This is a genomic window from uncultured Lamprocystis sp. (assembly GCF_903933125.1).
GTDB lineage: Bacteria > Pseudomonadota > Gammaproteobacteria > Chromatiales > Chromatiaceae > Thiodictyon.
Genome location: NZ_CAIZIZ010000373.1, coordinates 19,948 through 35,462 on the forward strand (window position 1 = coordinate 19,948; position 15,515 = coordinate 35,462).

Consider the following 15,515-nt stretch of genomic DNA (forward strand, 5'->3'; position numbering starts at 1 on the left):
GGTCAGGTCGGGTGGATTCTACACCCGGACCGCCGTGCCCGCCCGCGGCCCCTGACCGGTGTCCCCAAACGGGGACGCCGGGCACTCGGCCCAACCCTCGCCACTGAACGAATCCGGGACGCCGTCGCCACTGGCGCGTCCCAAGAGACGCGGGCGACTTCAACAACTTGCCCGTAACCCTAAGAAACGGATGTGCATGTCCGTCCCGGTCCGCCCGCGCGCAGTGCGCCGGGCCCAGGGATCCCGAGCCGCGATGGCGGTGCTGCCCCGAATGCGGCGACACCCACACGGTACGTCCAGCAGCGGGCCAAGTCCGCGCCGCGGACGGTGTTGAAGACGGACCATGCGCCCTGTGCGAGAAGGAACAAGATGAAAAGAATGCTGATCAACGCGACTCAGCCGGAAGAGTTGCGCGTAGCGACGGTCGACGGCCAGGTCCTCTACAACCTCGATATCGAATCGCCTGGCCGCGAGCAGAAAAAAGCGAATATTTACAAGGGTACTATCACCCGCGTCGAACCCAGCCTGGAGGCCGCCTTCGTCGACTACGGCGCGGAACGTCACGGCTTTCTGCCCCTGAAGGAAATCTCGCGGATCTACTTCGAGGCGGACACCGCCAAACCCGGCAGCCGCATCAACATCAAGGACGTGCTCAAAGAAGGGCGCGAGGTGGTGGTACAGATCGACAAGGAAGAGCGCGGCAACAAGGGCGCCGCGCTCACCACCTTCGTCTCGCTCGCCGGCCGCTACCTGGTGCTCATGCCCAATAACCCGCGGGCCGGCGGGGTCTCCCGCCGCATCGAGGGCCAGGACCGCAGTGAACTGCGGGACGTCATGAGTCAGCTCCAGATCCCCGAGGACATGGGGCTGATCGTGCGCACCGCGGGGGTGGGCAAGAACACCGAGGAACTCCAGTGGGACCTGGATTACCTGCTCCAGCTCTGGCGGGCGATCGAAACCTCCGCCGCGGGGCGCAAGGCGCCCTTCCTGATCTACCAGGAAAGCGACGTCATCATTCGCTCCATCCGCGACTACCTGCGGGTGGACATCGGCGAGATCGTGATCGACGACCGGGCGGTCTACGAGCGGGCCGAGGCCTTCATGCGCCAGGTCATGCCCGGTAACCTGAAGAAACTGCGGATTTACCAGGACGAAGTCCCGCTCTTCACCCGCTATCAGATCGAGAGCCAGATCGAAACGGCGTTTCAGCGCGAGGTGCGTCTGCCGTCCGGCGGATCTATCGTCTTCGACCACGGCGAGGCCCTGACCTCCGTCGATATCAACTCCTCACGCGCCACCAAGGGCGCGGACATCGAGGAGACGGCGCTCAACACGAACCTCGAGGCCGCCGACGAAATCGCACGGCAATTGCGCCTGCGCGACCTGGGCGGACTCTTCGTCATCGACTTCATCGACATGACCCCGCCGAAGAACCAGCGGGCGGTGGAAGATCGGCTGCGCGATGCCCTCAAGCACGACCGCGCCCGCGTCCAGGTGGCGCGGATTTCGCGTTTCGGGCTGCTGGAAATGTCACGCCAACGCCTGCGCCCATCGCTGGGAGACTCCACCACCAGCGAGTGCCCGCGCTGCCATGGTCAGGGCAAGATCCGCGGGGTCGAGTCGCTCGCCCTGTCCATCCTGCGTATCATCGAAGAGGAGGCGATGAAGGACAGCACGGAGCGCATCATCGCCCACCTGCCGGTCAGCGTCGCCACCTTCCTGCTCAACGAGAAGCGGCGGGCCATTCTGGATCTGGAAGCGCGCCAGGAGGTCCAGGTCGTCCTGCTGCCCAGCGAGCAGATCGAGACCCCGGACTACCAGATCGAGCGGGTCCGGACCCAGGATATGGCCAAACAGCCGGATGATCGCCCCAGCTTCGAGCTGGTCGCGCCCACCCAAGCGGTCGCCAACCCCTATGCGCGTCAAAGTGAGCCGGTGCGCGGCGAGGAGCCGGCGGTCAAGCAGGTCACTCCCACCTGCCCCATGCCGACGCGCGAGCCGCCGCCGGACGCGGACGAGCGGCCCTATTCCCCCCGCGGCACCGAGCGCGTCGCCGAGCAGCCCGCCGAACGGCACCCGGACTTCCGCACCGGCACGGAGTCGGAGCGCCCGCCCCACGAGAACCTGCTCAAACGCATCTGGACCGGGCTGTTCGCGCCGCGCGGCGTGGAACCGGCCGAGCCTCCCTATGAACGGGACGGGCAGGCGGATCAGCAGGGCTCGCGCGCCGAGCGGCCCAATCAGGCAGGCCAGCAGCGGCGGCCGGACGTGGGGCAACGCCCTCGCGGGGAAGACACGCGACGCGACCCACGCGACAACCGGCGTCCACCGGGAGCCGTGAGCCCCGGTCGCGGCGAGGCGGAACGTCAACGCAGCAGCGGTCGCAACCCCGAGCGCGCGGTCGATCGACCTGCTGAGCGACCGCCGGAGCGGCCCAGCGAGCGGGGTGCGGCCCCGAATGGCAACCGGGACAACCAACGGACCCAGCCCCGTCCGGACGCTAATCGTTCAGAGAACGGACGTTCCGATACCTTGCGCGCGGATACCGGACGCGCGGACAACGGCCGTCCGGAGTCATCAGACGAGCAGCCGCGGGAACGCCGTGAGGGCGACCCGCGCAGCCGCCGCGGGGGTCGCGGTCGCGGTCGACGCGACGAGCCGCGGGCCGCCGCCGATGGCGCCCAGGCCGGCGGCACGCCCGGCGGCCAACGCGATCAGCGCCGGGATCTTCAGGAACCGAGTCAGGAAAGCCGTGGGCTCCAGCCCCAGGCGCTCCCGCCGACCGAGCCGGTCGAGAATCGGCAGGCCCCGACCGATCGCCAGGAACCGGGTGCCATGCCGCGCACCGAGCCCCGCATGGAGCCGCTCGCCGAGCCGACCAGATCGACGGAACCACGCGACGCGCAGCCGCTTGCGGAAACTCCCGCGCTGGTGATTCCCGCGTCGACGGCGGTCGAACCGACCCAACCGCCAACCGCGACGCACGAAGCGCACCAGACACCGGCATGGCAGCCCAATCCCGCGGTCAGCACCGAGACCAGCCCGCCACGCGATGTCATCGAGCGGCCGCCGGAGTTGGAGACCAGCCACCCGCGCTGGCCCGCGGCCGCGGCCGAAATCGTGCCCGAGCGCAGCGACTGGGATCACTCCCCGACGACCCCGGCGAGCGACACGACACCGGTCGAGACCCCGCGTGCAGCAGCCGAGCCGTCCACCAACCGGGCTTCCGGATCATCGACCTGGTGGCCTACGGATCGCGCACCGACCGCGGATCCGGTCGTCGCACCGACGGCTGGCGTCGCGGCGGGCGCCGAGCCCTCACGCGACCTTGAGTCCGCAAGCCCAGTCGCCGCACAAGACGTCCCGGTTATCTCAAGCCCGAGTCCGGCCACGGCGATCACCGGCGAGCCACGCGTACCCCAAGAGCGCCAAACACGCGACTGGGATCGTCAGCGACCGGTCGATACATCGCCAGAGGCGGCAGGCCAGCCGACCGCGAGAACGTCCGGGGGCGCGACGCCGGGCGACGTCGAGCCGGAGGCCTGGGTCGGCTATGACGAGGACGACGACGAGGATACGGACGATGTCGGCGGCGCCGACGTGGTCCAGACCGAGGCGTCCCCGACGGAACCGCCCCGGACGTCCCGGCGGCGGCGCGGCGGCAGTCGCAATCGGCGGCGTCCGAGCGCCAATGGTGAACGTGCCCCGTCAACGGACGAGTCCGCACCCGACACCCGCGCGGACACTGGCGCGGAATCCAACACGGTCGATAGCGGCGAGGCTGGCTGGACCGCGCAACCGGAGGCGGATGAACCAACGCCAATGCGTCCAGCCGCGCGGCAGCGCAGCGGCAGTGACCGGGTCGCGCCGGCGGCACCGGTCGCCGCTCCGGTGACGATTCCCGTTCCGACACGGGAGGACCCGCCGCCCTTCGCCCCGGTCGCGTCCCCGATGAACCTCGGCGGCGAGCAACACGCCGACACCGAGCCGTCGGCGGAGCGACGGACCGCTGAGACCAAGGACGACTCACCCGCTTGAGGGACTGACGTGGCCGCCCAGCGTCGCCCGACCACCCGCCATCCCGGCGCCCTTAACTGGGGGCGCCGGCTGTTCGGCGTACTCGTCGCGGCTCTGGGCCTGGCGCACGCCGAGCCCTTGCCGGTCGCCATTGACAAGGCGCTGCGGCTCCAGCAGATCAACCAGGTCGATCTGAGCCTGTACCTGCGCGAGGTCACCCAGACGCAACCGCGGATTGCGGTCAACGCGGACACTCCGCGCCAGCCCGCTTCCACCATCAAGCTCCTGACCAGCATCGCTGCCCTGGGCCGACTGGGACCCAACTTCCGCTGGCAAACCCGCGCCTGGCTGGATGGTCCACTGGTGAACGGCCGGCTGGCCGGGAACCTGATCATTCAGGGCGGCGGCGACCCCAGCCTGCGCCTGGCCGACCTGTGGCGGTTCCTCCGGGCCTTGCGCGCCCAGGGTCTGCAAACGATCGGCGGCGACCTCATCATCGACAACAGCGCCTTCGACCCACCCGAGACTACCCGCGCGGCGTTCGACGGCAAGGGACAGTCCGGCTATAACGCCCTGCCGGTGGCCTTCAGCATTGATGAGCAACTGACCCAGGTCGAATTGCGGCTCGACCCCAAGTCCGCGGCGCTGAGCGCCTGGCTGGAGCCCCCGGTCGCTAACCTGGATATCCAGAATCAGTTGAAAGTGGTCAAAGCGCCCTGTCAGACCAAGCACCATCGGGTGCATGCCGCGCTGACCGGCGAGCACGCCCCAACCATCATGACACTGACCGGAACCTTCGCCTCCGAGTGCCAACGTGACAGTGTCGCGGGGCTCCTGCTGGACCCGGTACAGCAGGCGGGCCGTGCCGTTCTGGCCCTGTGGCAGGACCTGGGCGGGCGCCTGGAGGGCACACTGCGTGAGGGCGTCCGCCCCAAGGGTGCCACCCTGCTGCATGCGATCGAGTCACCGGAACTCCCCGTCGTCCTGCGTGATGTCAACAAATGGAGCAACAACCTGATCGCCCGCACCCTGTTCCTGACTATCGGCATGGAACGCTACGGCCGCCCGGCCACCTTGGAGAAAGGTCGAGACGCGATCAAAGAATGGCTGGACCAACAGGGTCTGGACTTCCCCGAACTGGTGCTCGACAACGGCAGCGGCCTGTCACGGTCGGACCGCATCGCGGCACAGAGCATGGGGCGGCTCCTCGCCTGGGCCTACACCCATCCCGGCATGGCGGAACTGATGGCCTCCCTGCCCATCCTGGGCGTGGACGGCACCCTGCACCGCCGCTTCAAGCGCGAGCCCCTACGCGCCCAGGGCCACCTCAAGACCGGCACCACCCGGGGCGTCACGGCGCTGGCCGGATTCCTCGACGACGCCCGCGGCCGGCGCTGGGTGTTGGTCTCGTTGATCAACAACCCGCGCCTGGCCACCTGGCGCGGCAAGGCGGTGGAAGACGCCATCCTGCGCTGGGTCTATGACGAAACCGGCGGCGAACGGCGCGGCGCCGGGGGCTCGGGTCCAGCCGGCAAGGCGGCGAAGCTGTCGGAGCGCGGTGATTGATCGCGGCGACGATGTGGCGGAGTGGACCACACCTCGATTCGCAAGACTTTGCAAGCGCCCGTCGAAGAACGGCAGGGCCGCTTAGGGCTTACATCCGAAAGAGCCTCGATCGGCCTAACTTAAGACAAAACAGACGCCGGAATCGACCGCAAGAACTCCACCAACCGCGAGCGGCACCCCGGCGGAAGTCGGGATAAGACAGCGAGCAGTTCCCGTTCCTCCCTGTTCAGTATCACAGGAGCCGGGATGTATCGCTCGGGCCGCTCGTCCACCCCCGCGGGATCGTAGTCTCTAACCCCTCGCCCGGTTGCCAGCCACTCAAAGCGGACCGCCAGCACACCTGCCGCGCGCGCCAAGTTCTCCACGCTGGGCGTTGTTTTCCCTTGCTCCCAATGACCGCACGCACCGCGGGTTACGCCGACCTCGGCGGCCAACTCCGCCTGGGACAAAGCCCGGTGCTCGCGAGCTTCCCGGATACGTGCAGCAATTGACATGCCTCACAGGATAGTATTGCTATCCCTCAGCGAAAACGATAGTATTAGCATCACTTCTTGGAGATACCGTATCTATCCTCCGCTTAGCCTTGGGTCGTAGCTTCCGGGTTGGCTGCGCGCGGCCATCCTTACCGAAGGACTAAGCCCTAGATAAACGGCAAGCCGTTGCCCCGCCGCCGCGATAGGGATCGAAGAGAAACAATCAGTCTGGGTCAAAGGAACAAGTAAGGATGATCCCATGAAAGATTTCCGTCTCTCGATCGTTGTTACTCTGGCGTGCCTGGCGGTTGCGGGCTACTGGGGTGCTCAATCGGGCCAGGGAGCGGTTCCGGCGATCTTCCTCGCCTTCATCCTGGGTGTCATGGAAGTGAGCCTCTCCTTCGATAATGCCGTAGTGAATGCTAGCGTCCTCAAGGACATGGAAGAAAAATGGCAGCGAATCTTCCTCACTATCGGCATTCTCATTGCCGTCTTCGGGATGAGACTCCTCTTCCCCATTTTGATCGTCACCGTCGCCACCGGCCTCGGCATGGGTGAGGTCGCCACGATGGCTCTTGACCGCCCCGAAGAATATGCCCGCCACCTACAGGAAAGCCACGTCGGCATCGCCGCCTTCGGAGGCGTGTTTTTGATGCTCGTTTTCCTCTCTTTTCTCTTCGACGAGAGTAAAGAACTCCACTGGCTGGGAACAATCGAAGAGCGCCTGTCCAGACTCGGAAAGCTCGGCTCTATTGAAGTCATGGCCGCGCTCCTGATCCTCTTTGTCCTGCAATACGTCCTCCCCCTTGAACCCTTGGAGCGCCTCACGATGCTGGTTGCCGGTGTCGGCGGCGTCATCCTTTATATCGCCGTCAGCAGCGTCGGCAGTCTGTTCGAAAACGACGAGGACGGAAACGCTGCCGTGACCGCCGCCAAACGCAACGGCGTAGCCGGCTTTCTTTACCTTGAAATTTTGGACGCATCGTTCTCGTTCGACGGCGTGATCGGCGCATTCGCCATCACCCGTGACGTCATCATCATCATGCTCGGGTTGGCGATCGGTGCCATGTTCGTTCGCTCCCTCACAGTCCACCTGGTCCGTAAAGGCACGCTCGATGAGTACGTCTACCTTGAACATGGCGCCCATTACGCCATTGGCGTACTCGCCGGCATCATGTTAGCCGGGATCGTTTACCACGTCTCCGAAGTGGTCACCGGACTGATTGGTATTGGATTTATCCTGCTCGCTCTGGTCTCATCGGTACGTCACCGAGCGAAGACGCTGATTGCGGAAAACTAATTTCTTTCCTAACCCCTATCATTAAACCGACATCCGATCGAACTGGAGGAACGCATGGCGGTAACGCTCAAGAAGGGAGGCAATCTCTCCCTTTCCACGACCAGCCCCAACCTAAAAACCATCCTGGTCGGACTCGGCTGGTCCGCCCGCGGCACCGATGGCGACGATTTCGATCTCGACGCAAGCGTCTTTATGGTAACCGACAGCGGCAAAGTGCGCCGAGATGAGGACTTCATCTTCTACGGCCAATTACTTTCCGTCTGTGGATCAGTCAAGCACACCGGTGACAACCGAACCGGCGAAGGCGACGGTGACGACGAGGCCATTGAGATCATCCTTGCCAAGGTTCCCGACGTCATCAAGCGCCTGATCGTCACGGTAACCATTTATGACGCAGAAGTCCGTCGCCAGAACTTCGGCCAAGTCTCCGACGCTTTCATCCGCATCGTCAATCACGAAAATCACGAGGAAATCGCCCGCTTCGACCTCTCCGAAGACTACAGCACCGAAACCGCGATGATCTTCGGCGAGATCTACCGCCACGGTGGCGAGTGGAAATTCAAGGCTGTTGGTCAGGGCTACTGCGGAGGAACGGAGGCCCTGTGCCGACAGTTTGGCGTCAACATCGCCTGACAATCAACTGAAAACAACCAACCCGACACGAGGCATCCCATGTCACGCAGACTTCCGGTCTATCTGGTACTCGACACCTCCGGCTCTATGTCTGGCGAACCCATCGAGGCGGTCAAGGTCGGCGTCGAGACCTTGGTCTCCTCCCTCCGCCGCGACCCTTACGCGCTGGAAACAGCCTGGCTCTCCGTGATCACCTTCGACAGCACCGCCAAGCAAATCGTCTCTCTTACCGAACTGGCCGCCTTCCAAAATCCCTCCATCATTGCCAACGGCAATACGTCAATGGGGGCGGGGCTATCGCTGCTGGCCAAACGTATTGAAGCCGAGGTAACCAAGACCACCGCCACCGAAAAAGGGGATTGGAAGCCTTTGGTGTTCCTTATGACCGACGGAGGTCCGACGGACAATTGGCAAACCGGACTCAACGATCTAAGGAAGGTGAAAACTGGAATTCTTGTCGCCTGTGCTGCTGGGCCGGGTGCCGATACCACCATCCTCAAACAGATCACCGAGGCGGTCGTTCATCTCGATACGGCAGATTCCACCACCATTAGCGCATTTTTTAAGTGGGTCTCCTCGTCCATATCGGTCGGAAGTCAGAAAGTCGAATCTGGTCAAAAAGAAGTTGCCGGCCTGGGCGAACTTCCTCCCCCGCCCCCCGAAGTCAGCTTTGTGGTGTAAGTTAATCGCTTCGACTCGATCGTCTGGAGATATACGCATGGCCGTCACCCTAAAAAAAGGACAAGGCGTCAGCCTAAAAAAAGCCGAAAACGATCTCTCGCAGGTTACCATCGGCCTTGGCTGGGACATCGCCGAACGAAAATCCGGAGGAATTCTCGGCGGTATTTTTGGCAAGAAGCAACCGGAGAACGAGGAATACGACCTTGATGTAGTCGCGTTCCTTTGCGGAGCGAACGGAAAAGTCAACGATATCGGAACGCAAGAAGAAAACCGCGGCCCAATCGGGGGCGACATCATTTTCTTCAACTCCATGCAGCACCCTACCGGCCAAGTTTGGCTGACTGGTGATAACTGCTCCGGCGCCGGTGAGGGAGACGATGAACAGATCATCGCCAACCTCAACTCCCTTCCGGAGCGTTACCATCGAATTGTCTTTGTCGTACAAATCTATGACGGTATCCAGAAGCACCAAAGCTTCGGACAGGTGAAGAATGCATATATTCGCGCCGTAGACGCGAAGAACCGCGAGATGGCCCGCTTCGACCTCTCCGGCGATGCTTCCTACGCCAACTGCCGCTCAATGATCTTCGCCGAACTGGAACGAGAAACCGCGGGGTGGAAACTAAGAGCGATCGGCACGCCCTTTGAGAAAGACTCTTTCGGATACATTCTAACACAGTATTATCTATAGTCGAACTCGGCCGACCGACCGAACACCTCAAAACCGATCGCAAATTAGAAAATCAACCCAGAGATCGCTCGATGAGACGGCTACCGGTATACCTGTTACTCGACACTTCAGGCTCAATGCGGGGCGAACCAATTCACTCTGTGAACGTTGGCTTGAGTGCGATGATTACTGCATTACGGCAAGACCCCTATGCCCTCGAAACGGTCTACCTCTCTATCATCACTTTCGACATCGAAGCCAAAGAACTTCTACCCCTCACTCCGATTGCGGACGTAACCCTACCTGATATCCAAGTTCCAGACTCCGGGCCCACGTTTCTCGGGGCCGCGCTTGATCTGTTGGTGCAGCGCGTCGATCGCGATGTGATCCGTAGCACCGCGGAGCAAAAAGGAGACTGGCGTCCACTCCTGTTCGTGATGACCGATGGCAGTCCATCGGACCTTCAACGCTACCGTGAAATGATCCCAGAGGTAAAGGTTCGCAACTTCGGGCACGTCGTCGCTTGTGCCGCTGGACCCAAAGCAAAATTGCCTCCACTGGCGGAGTTGACTGACACCGTCGTGACTCTGGATACCAGCGATAGTTCAACTTTCACGTCATTTTTTCGATGGGTTTCCGCCAGCGTCGCCTTTGGGAGCAGTAGCGCGGGCGTTACGACGCCAGTAGGCCTCCCGCCACCGCCAGACGAAATTCAAGTGGTTATCTAACGTCACGTTTCGTGATGAATCGCGCTTCCTTGAACAGAAGAAACGTACCCGGCAATCTCGACGTATTATTTAACAACATCTACCGGCTCAACGGTCTCCCACATCCGGAGAACACATGCGTCGCCTTCCCATTTTCTTCCTCCTTGATGTTTCCGAATCGATGGCAGGTGCCAACCTACTCAAGATGGAAGAAGCCCTTGGGCGGATTGTTACGTCGCTGCGCCGCGATCCACATGCGTTGGAAACGGTTTTCATCTCGGTGATCGCGTTCGCGGGAGTCGCCCGCACTCTCGCACCCCTTACGGACCTGGGTGCCTTCTATGCCCCCAAATTACCCATCGGTAGCGGCACCAGTCTTGGGGCTGTCCTGCGCCACTTGATGTCCGAACTGGACCAGGTCGTCCTCAAGAACACCGCGGACCAGAAAGGCGATTGGCGCCCCATCATCTACCTGTTGACCGATGGCAAGCCAACCGATGACGCGCAGCCGGCGATCGACGAATGGAATATTCGTTATAAGAGACGGGCTGACCTGATCGCTATTGGCCTCGGTCGCTTCGCCGATCTTCATGTGTTAGCGCGGATCACCGACCATGTGCTTGTCTTCGAGGGCACGAGTGACGACGACTATTGTCGTTTCATCCATTGGATAACCGCATCAGTCACCGTGCAGAGTCGAAGTGTCGGGGCCGCAGAAAGCGATGGAGTCCGCCTCGCAAAGATCGACGACACCATCCTTAAAACGCTTGATAGCGACTCGCGGTTAAGACATTACGATAACGACTGTGTCGTACTCATCGGGAGATGCCAAAGAAACCGCGCCCCATATCTGATGAAATATGATCGGGAATCGAGCGCGCTTTCGACAAACGAATTTTCTTTCGAACTAACCCAATATTTATTGAGCGGCTGCTATCCAGTCGACGAATCATTCTTTGCTTGGTCGGACCCAACCGGAACGGTGGAAACCGTGAATACATTGGCACTCCGAGGAATACCAAGTTGCCCATATTGCGGTAATCCATCCGCTTTCGCACGCTGCGCTTGCGGAAACCTGCTTTGTATCAGCGGGCCGGGGCATACGGTCTGCCCTTGGTGCGGCGACTCGATTGAGTTCATAGCGTCGACAAACGATGGCGACGGCTTTGACGTCTGTAGAGGAAAGGGGTAATAGATGAAACATGAATCAGATCACCGCGCAAGACTAGCGAAAGAGCTATTGGAAAATCTCTTTCGCTATCACCCTTCGCATGGGGTCTTTGCCGAACGGTCACAGGAAGTGACCAAGGCGCAGTTTGATTGCTTCCTAGCTCAACCAGAACTTATCGATCTAGCCGATAGTTTCTTGTCCAACATCAGCCGCGCCTGGCGAAAACAGTTCCCTTCAGCAGATGAAGGAGAAGTTGATTCCTCAATGCAAGAAACCCTGATTATCGTTCCGCCGTCCGGCGATCAGCCGGCGCCGCTTACCCAAAGCTCCGGACCTCTCGACATCGGGACCGTTCTCAAAGATGCAGTAATGACAACCCACGAAATTGCGGAAACGTTCGGCATCGGCGCTGAACTGATCATCAAGTCACGCCCCAGAGTCGCTCCAGTGAGTACCGCAGATCAACCAACAACGCCTCGCAAGGTCGTCTTCTCCACCGAACGCAACGCAAGCGTCGGGAAGGAGTATCACACATTCATCCGGGCGACCCCGGAGGTAGACATTATCGCTGTTGTCGTTCCAGATGGTATTGGTGTTTCGTTCGATCCCGAAACGAAGGAACTTTCCGGAACGCCGACGACGCCCGGAGAGCATCTCTTGAAGATTCAGTATCGCCATAGCGCGTCGTGGCACGCCAGCGAGCGTCCATCGTTGGAAGGTTGCTGCATCTTGGTGGCCAATCCCGATCCCCAGTCGCTTTGGCTGAACAGAGCGTCAGCCCAAGATGACCCCGACTGGAAGCCGGATGAGGCCAGTATTCTTTTGAAAGCGACCGGTACCTTGCAGATGGTTGCCGCGAGCAAACGAGGGCGTTCCCACGCCCATGTCGGCTCCTTTCGAGACGACGACTTCGCCGTCGCGTCTTTCGAGGGCTGGAATATTCTTGCGGTCGCTGACGGAGCGGGCAGCGCAAAATACTCACGTATCGGTTCGCGATTGGCGGTCAGTACCGCGGTAGCGACGATGAAGGAGAAGGTAATCGGCGATCAGGGAGATGAGCTCAGCGACGCACCAGCGACGATGAGTCAGAATCCAGTCGCCGGCAACATCCCGGCGTACCATATTCTCGGAGCGGCCGCATTTTCTGCGATGAAGGCGATCGAATTGGAAGCTGCCGCTAAAGGCAACGCGATTAAGGACTACTCGACAACTTTGATTCTCGCGTTACATAAATCCACTTCATTCGGCGAGTTGATCGCGACGTTCTGGGTCGGGGATGGGGCCGTAGCCGTTTATTCGCGGGAAACGAGACTTCTAAAGATTCTCGGGGAGGGGGATTCAGGTGATTACGCCGGTCAAACCCGCTTTCTTGATACAGCGCTGGTATCGGATAGCAGGGAAATTTCCAAACGGATTAGGGTTGAGCTTTTACCCCGTTTTGATACGCTGGCACTCATGACTGATGGCGTGACTGATCCCAAGTTCGAGACCGATCATAATCTGGCGTCGATTCATTTTTGGGACCAACTTTGGGACGAGCTAACGCCGGTCTTAAAGGATGATCAGCCGGAGCAGTGCTTGCTATCATGGCTCGATTTCTGGAGCCCCGGCAATCATGATGATCGCACCATCGCGTTGTTATGGTAGCGGTTAAAATGGCAAATATTGTTAAACTTAAAGCGCTGGACGGTCGCACGGTCGAGTTTGTTGACACCATCATTGGTCAAGGGGCCATGAAGGATGTTTATTGCAGTCCAGACAAGTCCTATGTAGTCGCTTTTTTCCGTACCAAACAGAATGCGCAATCGCGCGACCGATTAAGCAACATCGTTGGCACCTACCGTGAGAAGCTTTTCAATCAGCAAGGCGGCGATTATTGGAAGAACCTGTTTTGCTGGCCTGATAGCATAGTTGAATGGAACGGACTTTTGGGCATCGTTATGCCGGCATATCAGGGCCATTATTTCTTTCAACACGGCTCGAAAAACGGCGATAACTTCGGTATCAAGGGCAACGAAAAGGAAGGAAAATGGTTTGCCAGTGCCAAGAACAGAAGCCGCTATCTGGATCCGCGGGAACTCGGTTCTTGGCAAAGCTATCTTACCATCGGCATCAAGATTGCAAGGGCGGTCAAACGGCTACACGCTGCCGGGCTTGCGCACTCCGATCTATCTTACAAGAACGTGCTGGTCGATCCAGTCGGAAGCAACGCTTGCATCATTGATATCGACACGTTGGTCGTTCCTCAGAGATATCCTCCAGACGTCGTGGGCACGCCGGACTTCATTGCTCCAGAAGTGGTGATGACCAATCATCTGAACAAAGAGGACCCGAAGCGTCATCTGCCGAGTATTGCGACGGATCGTCACGCGCTGTCTGTGTTAATCTATATGTACCTTCTCTACAGACATCCGTTGCGAGGTGACAAGGTTCATGATGTCAGCGATACCCAAAGAGATGAGACACTCTCTATGGGAGAGCGCGCATTATTTGTCGAGCACCCGACTGACGACTCGAATCGAATCCGAGTCAAGCACCTTGAGGCTAGCGAGCTTCCTTGGAAAGATACCAAGAAGGTGCCCTACACTATCACTGGTCCTTACCTAGTCCCGCTATTTAACCGTGCATTTATAGAGGGCCTGCACGATCCGGCGAAACGCCCCAGTGCTGACGAATGGGAACAGGCGCTTGTCAAGACCGTCGACTTATTACAGCCGTGCCAAAACGCCGATTGCGAGCAGAAATGGTACGTTTTCGATAACTCGATCGCTCCCAAGTGTCCCTTCTGCGGCACATCATACCAAGGAAGACTACCAGTCTTGAATCTTTATTCGGCACGAAAGCAAGGCAGCTATATTCCAGACAACCATCGCTTAATGGTCTATACCAATCAATCGCTGTTCCCCTGGCACATCAACCGCAACATTTTTCCTAACGAACGGTTAGCCCCTAAAGATCAGAAAAGAGGAGGATATTTTGTATTCCATAAAGATTCCTGGTGGTTGGTGAACGAGCGCATGCCGGACCTTGCGGATATGACCGCTGGCTCTCCCATTAAATGCCCGCCGGGCGGTAAGGTAGAATTAAAAGATAATCAAAAGCTTCTCCTATCAAAAGAAGAAGGGGGACGCGTGGTTGTTGTCCAAATGGTGGCGGGCGCAAGTGGACAACCATCGCTGATTGGAAACATACAAAGCGGTCTTCAGAAAATGCTTCATCGCACCTGACAAGCGTACAGTAGATCGACTTCCGCATTGTCACCTAACGCGTTTGGTTAGTGAGTTTATCGGTGCTTCTGTTGACGTCTAGAACAGATCCAGTAGCACAGATACCGCCAACCGGCACATATCCTAAAAGGAACTAAATGATGGCTTCCATGTTAAACAAGTTTTTCGGAAGAGTGTCTCGAAAGTCTCTCTATTTCGGTATATTTGGAATGATCGGAGCGGCTATCGGAAGCGCTCTAGGACAACTTCCTTTTCTATTAGTCGAGCACCAGGGGATTGTACTTTCCGACAACATTATCGAGACTCAGCAGAGGGTTCAGCAAGCCGGAGGCAAGAGTGGACTAGTTCAGATTTCGCTGATGTGGAACAACCGCAATGACTTGGATCTCTATGTAACCGATCCGACGGGAGAGATAATATATTTTTCCCACAAGAAGGCTGGCTCCGGGGGTGAACTTGATGTTGATCGGAATGTTGGCGGAGAAACCGAAACCCCTGTAGAGAATGTCGTATGGACGAATAGTCCTCCCGACGGGGACTATCAGGTGCATGTCCGGTTTTTCGCCAAAAAGAATGGCGCCGAACTCGCGACACCTTTTCTGGTTGTAGTAAAGAATAGCGACCGGATCGATGAATTCCATGGCACTGTCACGGCACCGAATGATAAGCCGTTAGTGACGACTTTTCGATACTCTGGGGTGGCTGCGGATAACCATGTAGTCGATGGCAGCTGGATTGTTTCCTTTTGGGGCCTTTGTGTTGCCATGGGCATGGCCTTGTTGCTCGTAATCGGTCAACGCAAGTTTCTGCGCCAGCCATTGTTTCCACTAAAGGAGTTGGCACTGACCGCGGGTGGCGGGGCGATCGCGGGATTGGTGTCAGGCTGGTTAGCCAACTACGCTTTCGTACTGTTACTTCCAAGATTTCTTGCCTGGGTAGTCTTTGGCTTACTAATAGGACTCGTATTGACAAGAGTCGTTCCGAACTTGAAACCTAAGGTTGGATTAGTTGGCGGCTCCCTGGGAGGTTTGGTGGGCGGCATATCATTTTCTTTCATAACGATAATTTAC

General features: G+C 59.3%; 12 protein-coding genes. 11 read left to right on the forward strand and 1 reads right to left on the reverse strand.

Annotated elements, in window-relative coordinates; all coding sequences use genetic code 11:
- Positions 1-369: 369 nt before the first annotated feature.
- On the forward strand, positions 370-4,038 hold the full coding sequence (locus tag QZY03_RS32190; protein WP_363169896.1) for an Rne/Rng family ribonuclease: 3,669 nt from the start codon (positions 370-372) through the stop codon (positions 4,036-4,038).
- Positions 4,039-4,047: 9 nt separating this feature from the next.
- Complete coding sequence (dacB, locus tag QZY03_RS19560; protein WP_295583839.1) at positions 4,048-5,583, forward strand: D-alanyl-D-alanine carboxypeptidase/D-alanyl-D-alanine-endopeptidase; 1,536 nt, start codon at positions 4,048-4,050, stop codon at positions 5,581-5,583.
- A gap of 119 nt (positions 5,584-5,702) precedes the next feature.
- On the opposite strand, the gene QZY03_RS32195 is transcribed toward dacB, so the two are convergent.
- Positions 5,703-6,077 (reverse strand): helix-turn-helix transcriptional regulator, encoded by a 375-nt coding sequence (locus tag QZY03_RS32195; RefSeq protein ID WP_363182347.1) that lies wholly within the window; start codon positions 6,075-6,077, stop codon positions 5,703-5,705.
- A 238-nt stretch (positions 6,078-6,315) separates the two neighbouring features.
- Here QZY03_RS32195 and QZY03_RS19565 point away from each other — a divergent pair, with 238 nt between their 5' ends.
- The 9 genes from QZY03_RS19565 to QZY03_RS19605 form a co-directional block, all read left to right on the forward strand.
- Positions 6,316-7,356 carry a DUF475 domain-containing protein gene (locus tag QZY03_RS19565; RefSeq protein ID WP_295583840.1) on the forward strand — a complete coding sequence of 347 codons (1,041 nt, stop codon included), beginning with the start codon at positions 6,316-6,318 and terminating at the stop codon, positions 7,354-7,356.
- A gap of 54 nt (positions 7,357-7,410) precedes the next feature.
- Entirely contained in the window at positions 7,411-7,989 is a 579-nt protein-coding gene (locus QZY03_RS19570) for a TerD family protein (RefSeq protein ID WP_295583841.1), read from the forward strand.
- Between the two features lie 39 nt (positions 7,990-8,028).
- Positions 8,029-8,670, forward strand: coding sequence for a VWA domain-containing protein (locus tag QZY03_RS19575; protein ID WP_295583842.1), 642 nt, complete (start codon positions 8,029-8,031; stop codon positions 8,668-8,670).
- Positions 8,671-8,707: 37 nt separating this feature from the next.
- Positions 8,708-9,361 carry a TerD family protein gene (locus QZY03_RS19580; protein WP_295583843.1) on the forward strand — a complete coding sequence of 218 codons (654 nt, stop codon included), beginning with the start codon at positions 8,708-8,710 and terminating at the stop codon, positions 9,359-9,361.
- A 71-nt stretch (positions 9,362-9,432) separates the two neighbouring features.
- Positions 9,433-10,068: a VWA domain-containing protein gene (locus QZY03_RS19585; RefSeq protein ID WP_295583844.1), complete on the forward strand. Its 636-nt coding sequence runs from the start codon at positions 9,433-9,435 to the stop codon at positions 10,066-10,068.
- Between the two features lie 115 nt (positions 10,069-10,183).
- Positions 10,184-11,239, forward strand: a complete 1,056-nt coding sequence (locus QZY03_RS19590; protein ID WP_295583845.1) for a TerY-C metal binding domain-containing protein — start codon at positions 10,184-10,186, stop codon at positions 11,237-11,239.
- A 3-nt stretch (positions 11,240-11,242) separates the two neighbouring features.
- Positions 11,243-12,865 (forward strand): PP2C family serine/threonine-protein phosphatase, encoded by a 1,623-nt coding sequence (locus QZY03_RS19595; RefSeq protein WP_295583846.1) that lies wholly within the window; start codon positions 11,243-11,245, stop codon positions 12,863-12,865.
- Positions 12,866-12,873: 8 nt separating this feature from the next.
- A complete protein-coding gene (locus QZY03_RS19600; protein WP_295583847.1) occupies positions 12,874-14,445 on the forward strand; it encodes a lipopolysaccharide kinase InaA family protein in 1,572 nt (523 codons plus the stop codon).
- A gap of 149 nt (positions 14,446-14,594) precedes the next feature.
- The coding region (locus QZY03_RS19605; protein ID WP_367268250.1) for a YfaP family protein at positions 14,595-15,515 on the forward strand (921 nt) is incomplete at its 3' end.

Bases quoted from the DNA above. Each gene is read 5' to 3' on its own strand.
- QZY03_RS19565 (WP_295583840.1), top strand. From the start codon at position 6,316: ATGAAAGATTTCCGTCTCTCGATCGTTGTTACTCTGGCGTGCCTGGCG.
- QZY03_RS32190 (WP_363169896.1), top strand. From the start codon at position 370: ATGAAAAGAATGCTGATCAACGCGACTCAGCCGGAAGAGTTGCGCGTA.
- QZY03_RS19575 (WP_295583842.1), top strand. From the start codon at position 8,029: ATGTCACGCAGACTTCCGGTCTATCTGGTACTCGACACCTCCGGCTCT.
- QZY03_RS19595 (WP_295583846.1), top strand. From the start codon at position 11,243: ATGAAACATGAATCAGATCACCGCGCAAGACTAGCGAAAGAGCTATTG.
- QZY03_RS19585 (WP_295583844.1), top strand. From the start codon at position 9,433: ATGAGACGGCTACCGGTATACCTGTTACTCGACACTTCAGGCTCAATG.
- QZY03_RS19590 (WP_295583845.1), top strand. From the start codon at position 10,184: ATGCGTCGCCTTCCCATTTTCTTCCTCCTTGATGTTTCCGAATCGATG.
- QZY03_RS19600 (WP_295583847.1), top strand. From the start codon at position 12,874: ATGGCAAATATTGTTAAACTTAAAGCGCTGGACGGTCGCACGGTCGAG.
- QZY03_RS19570 (WP_295583841.1), top strand. From the start codon at position 7,411: ATGGCGGTAACGCTCAAGAAGGGAGGCAATCTCTCCCTTTCCACGACC.
- QZY03_RS19580 (WP_295583843.1), top strand. From the start codon at position 8,708: ATGGCCGTCACCCTAAAAAAAGGACAAGGCGTCAGCCTAAAAAAAGCC.
- QZY03_RS32195 (WP_363182347.1), bottom strand. From the start codon at position 6,077: ATGTCAATTGCTGCACGTATCCGGGAAGCTCGCGAGCACCGGGCTTTG.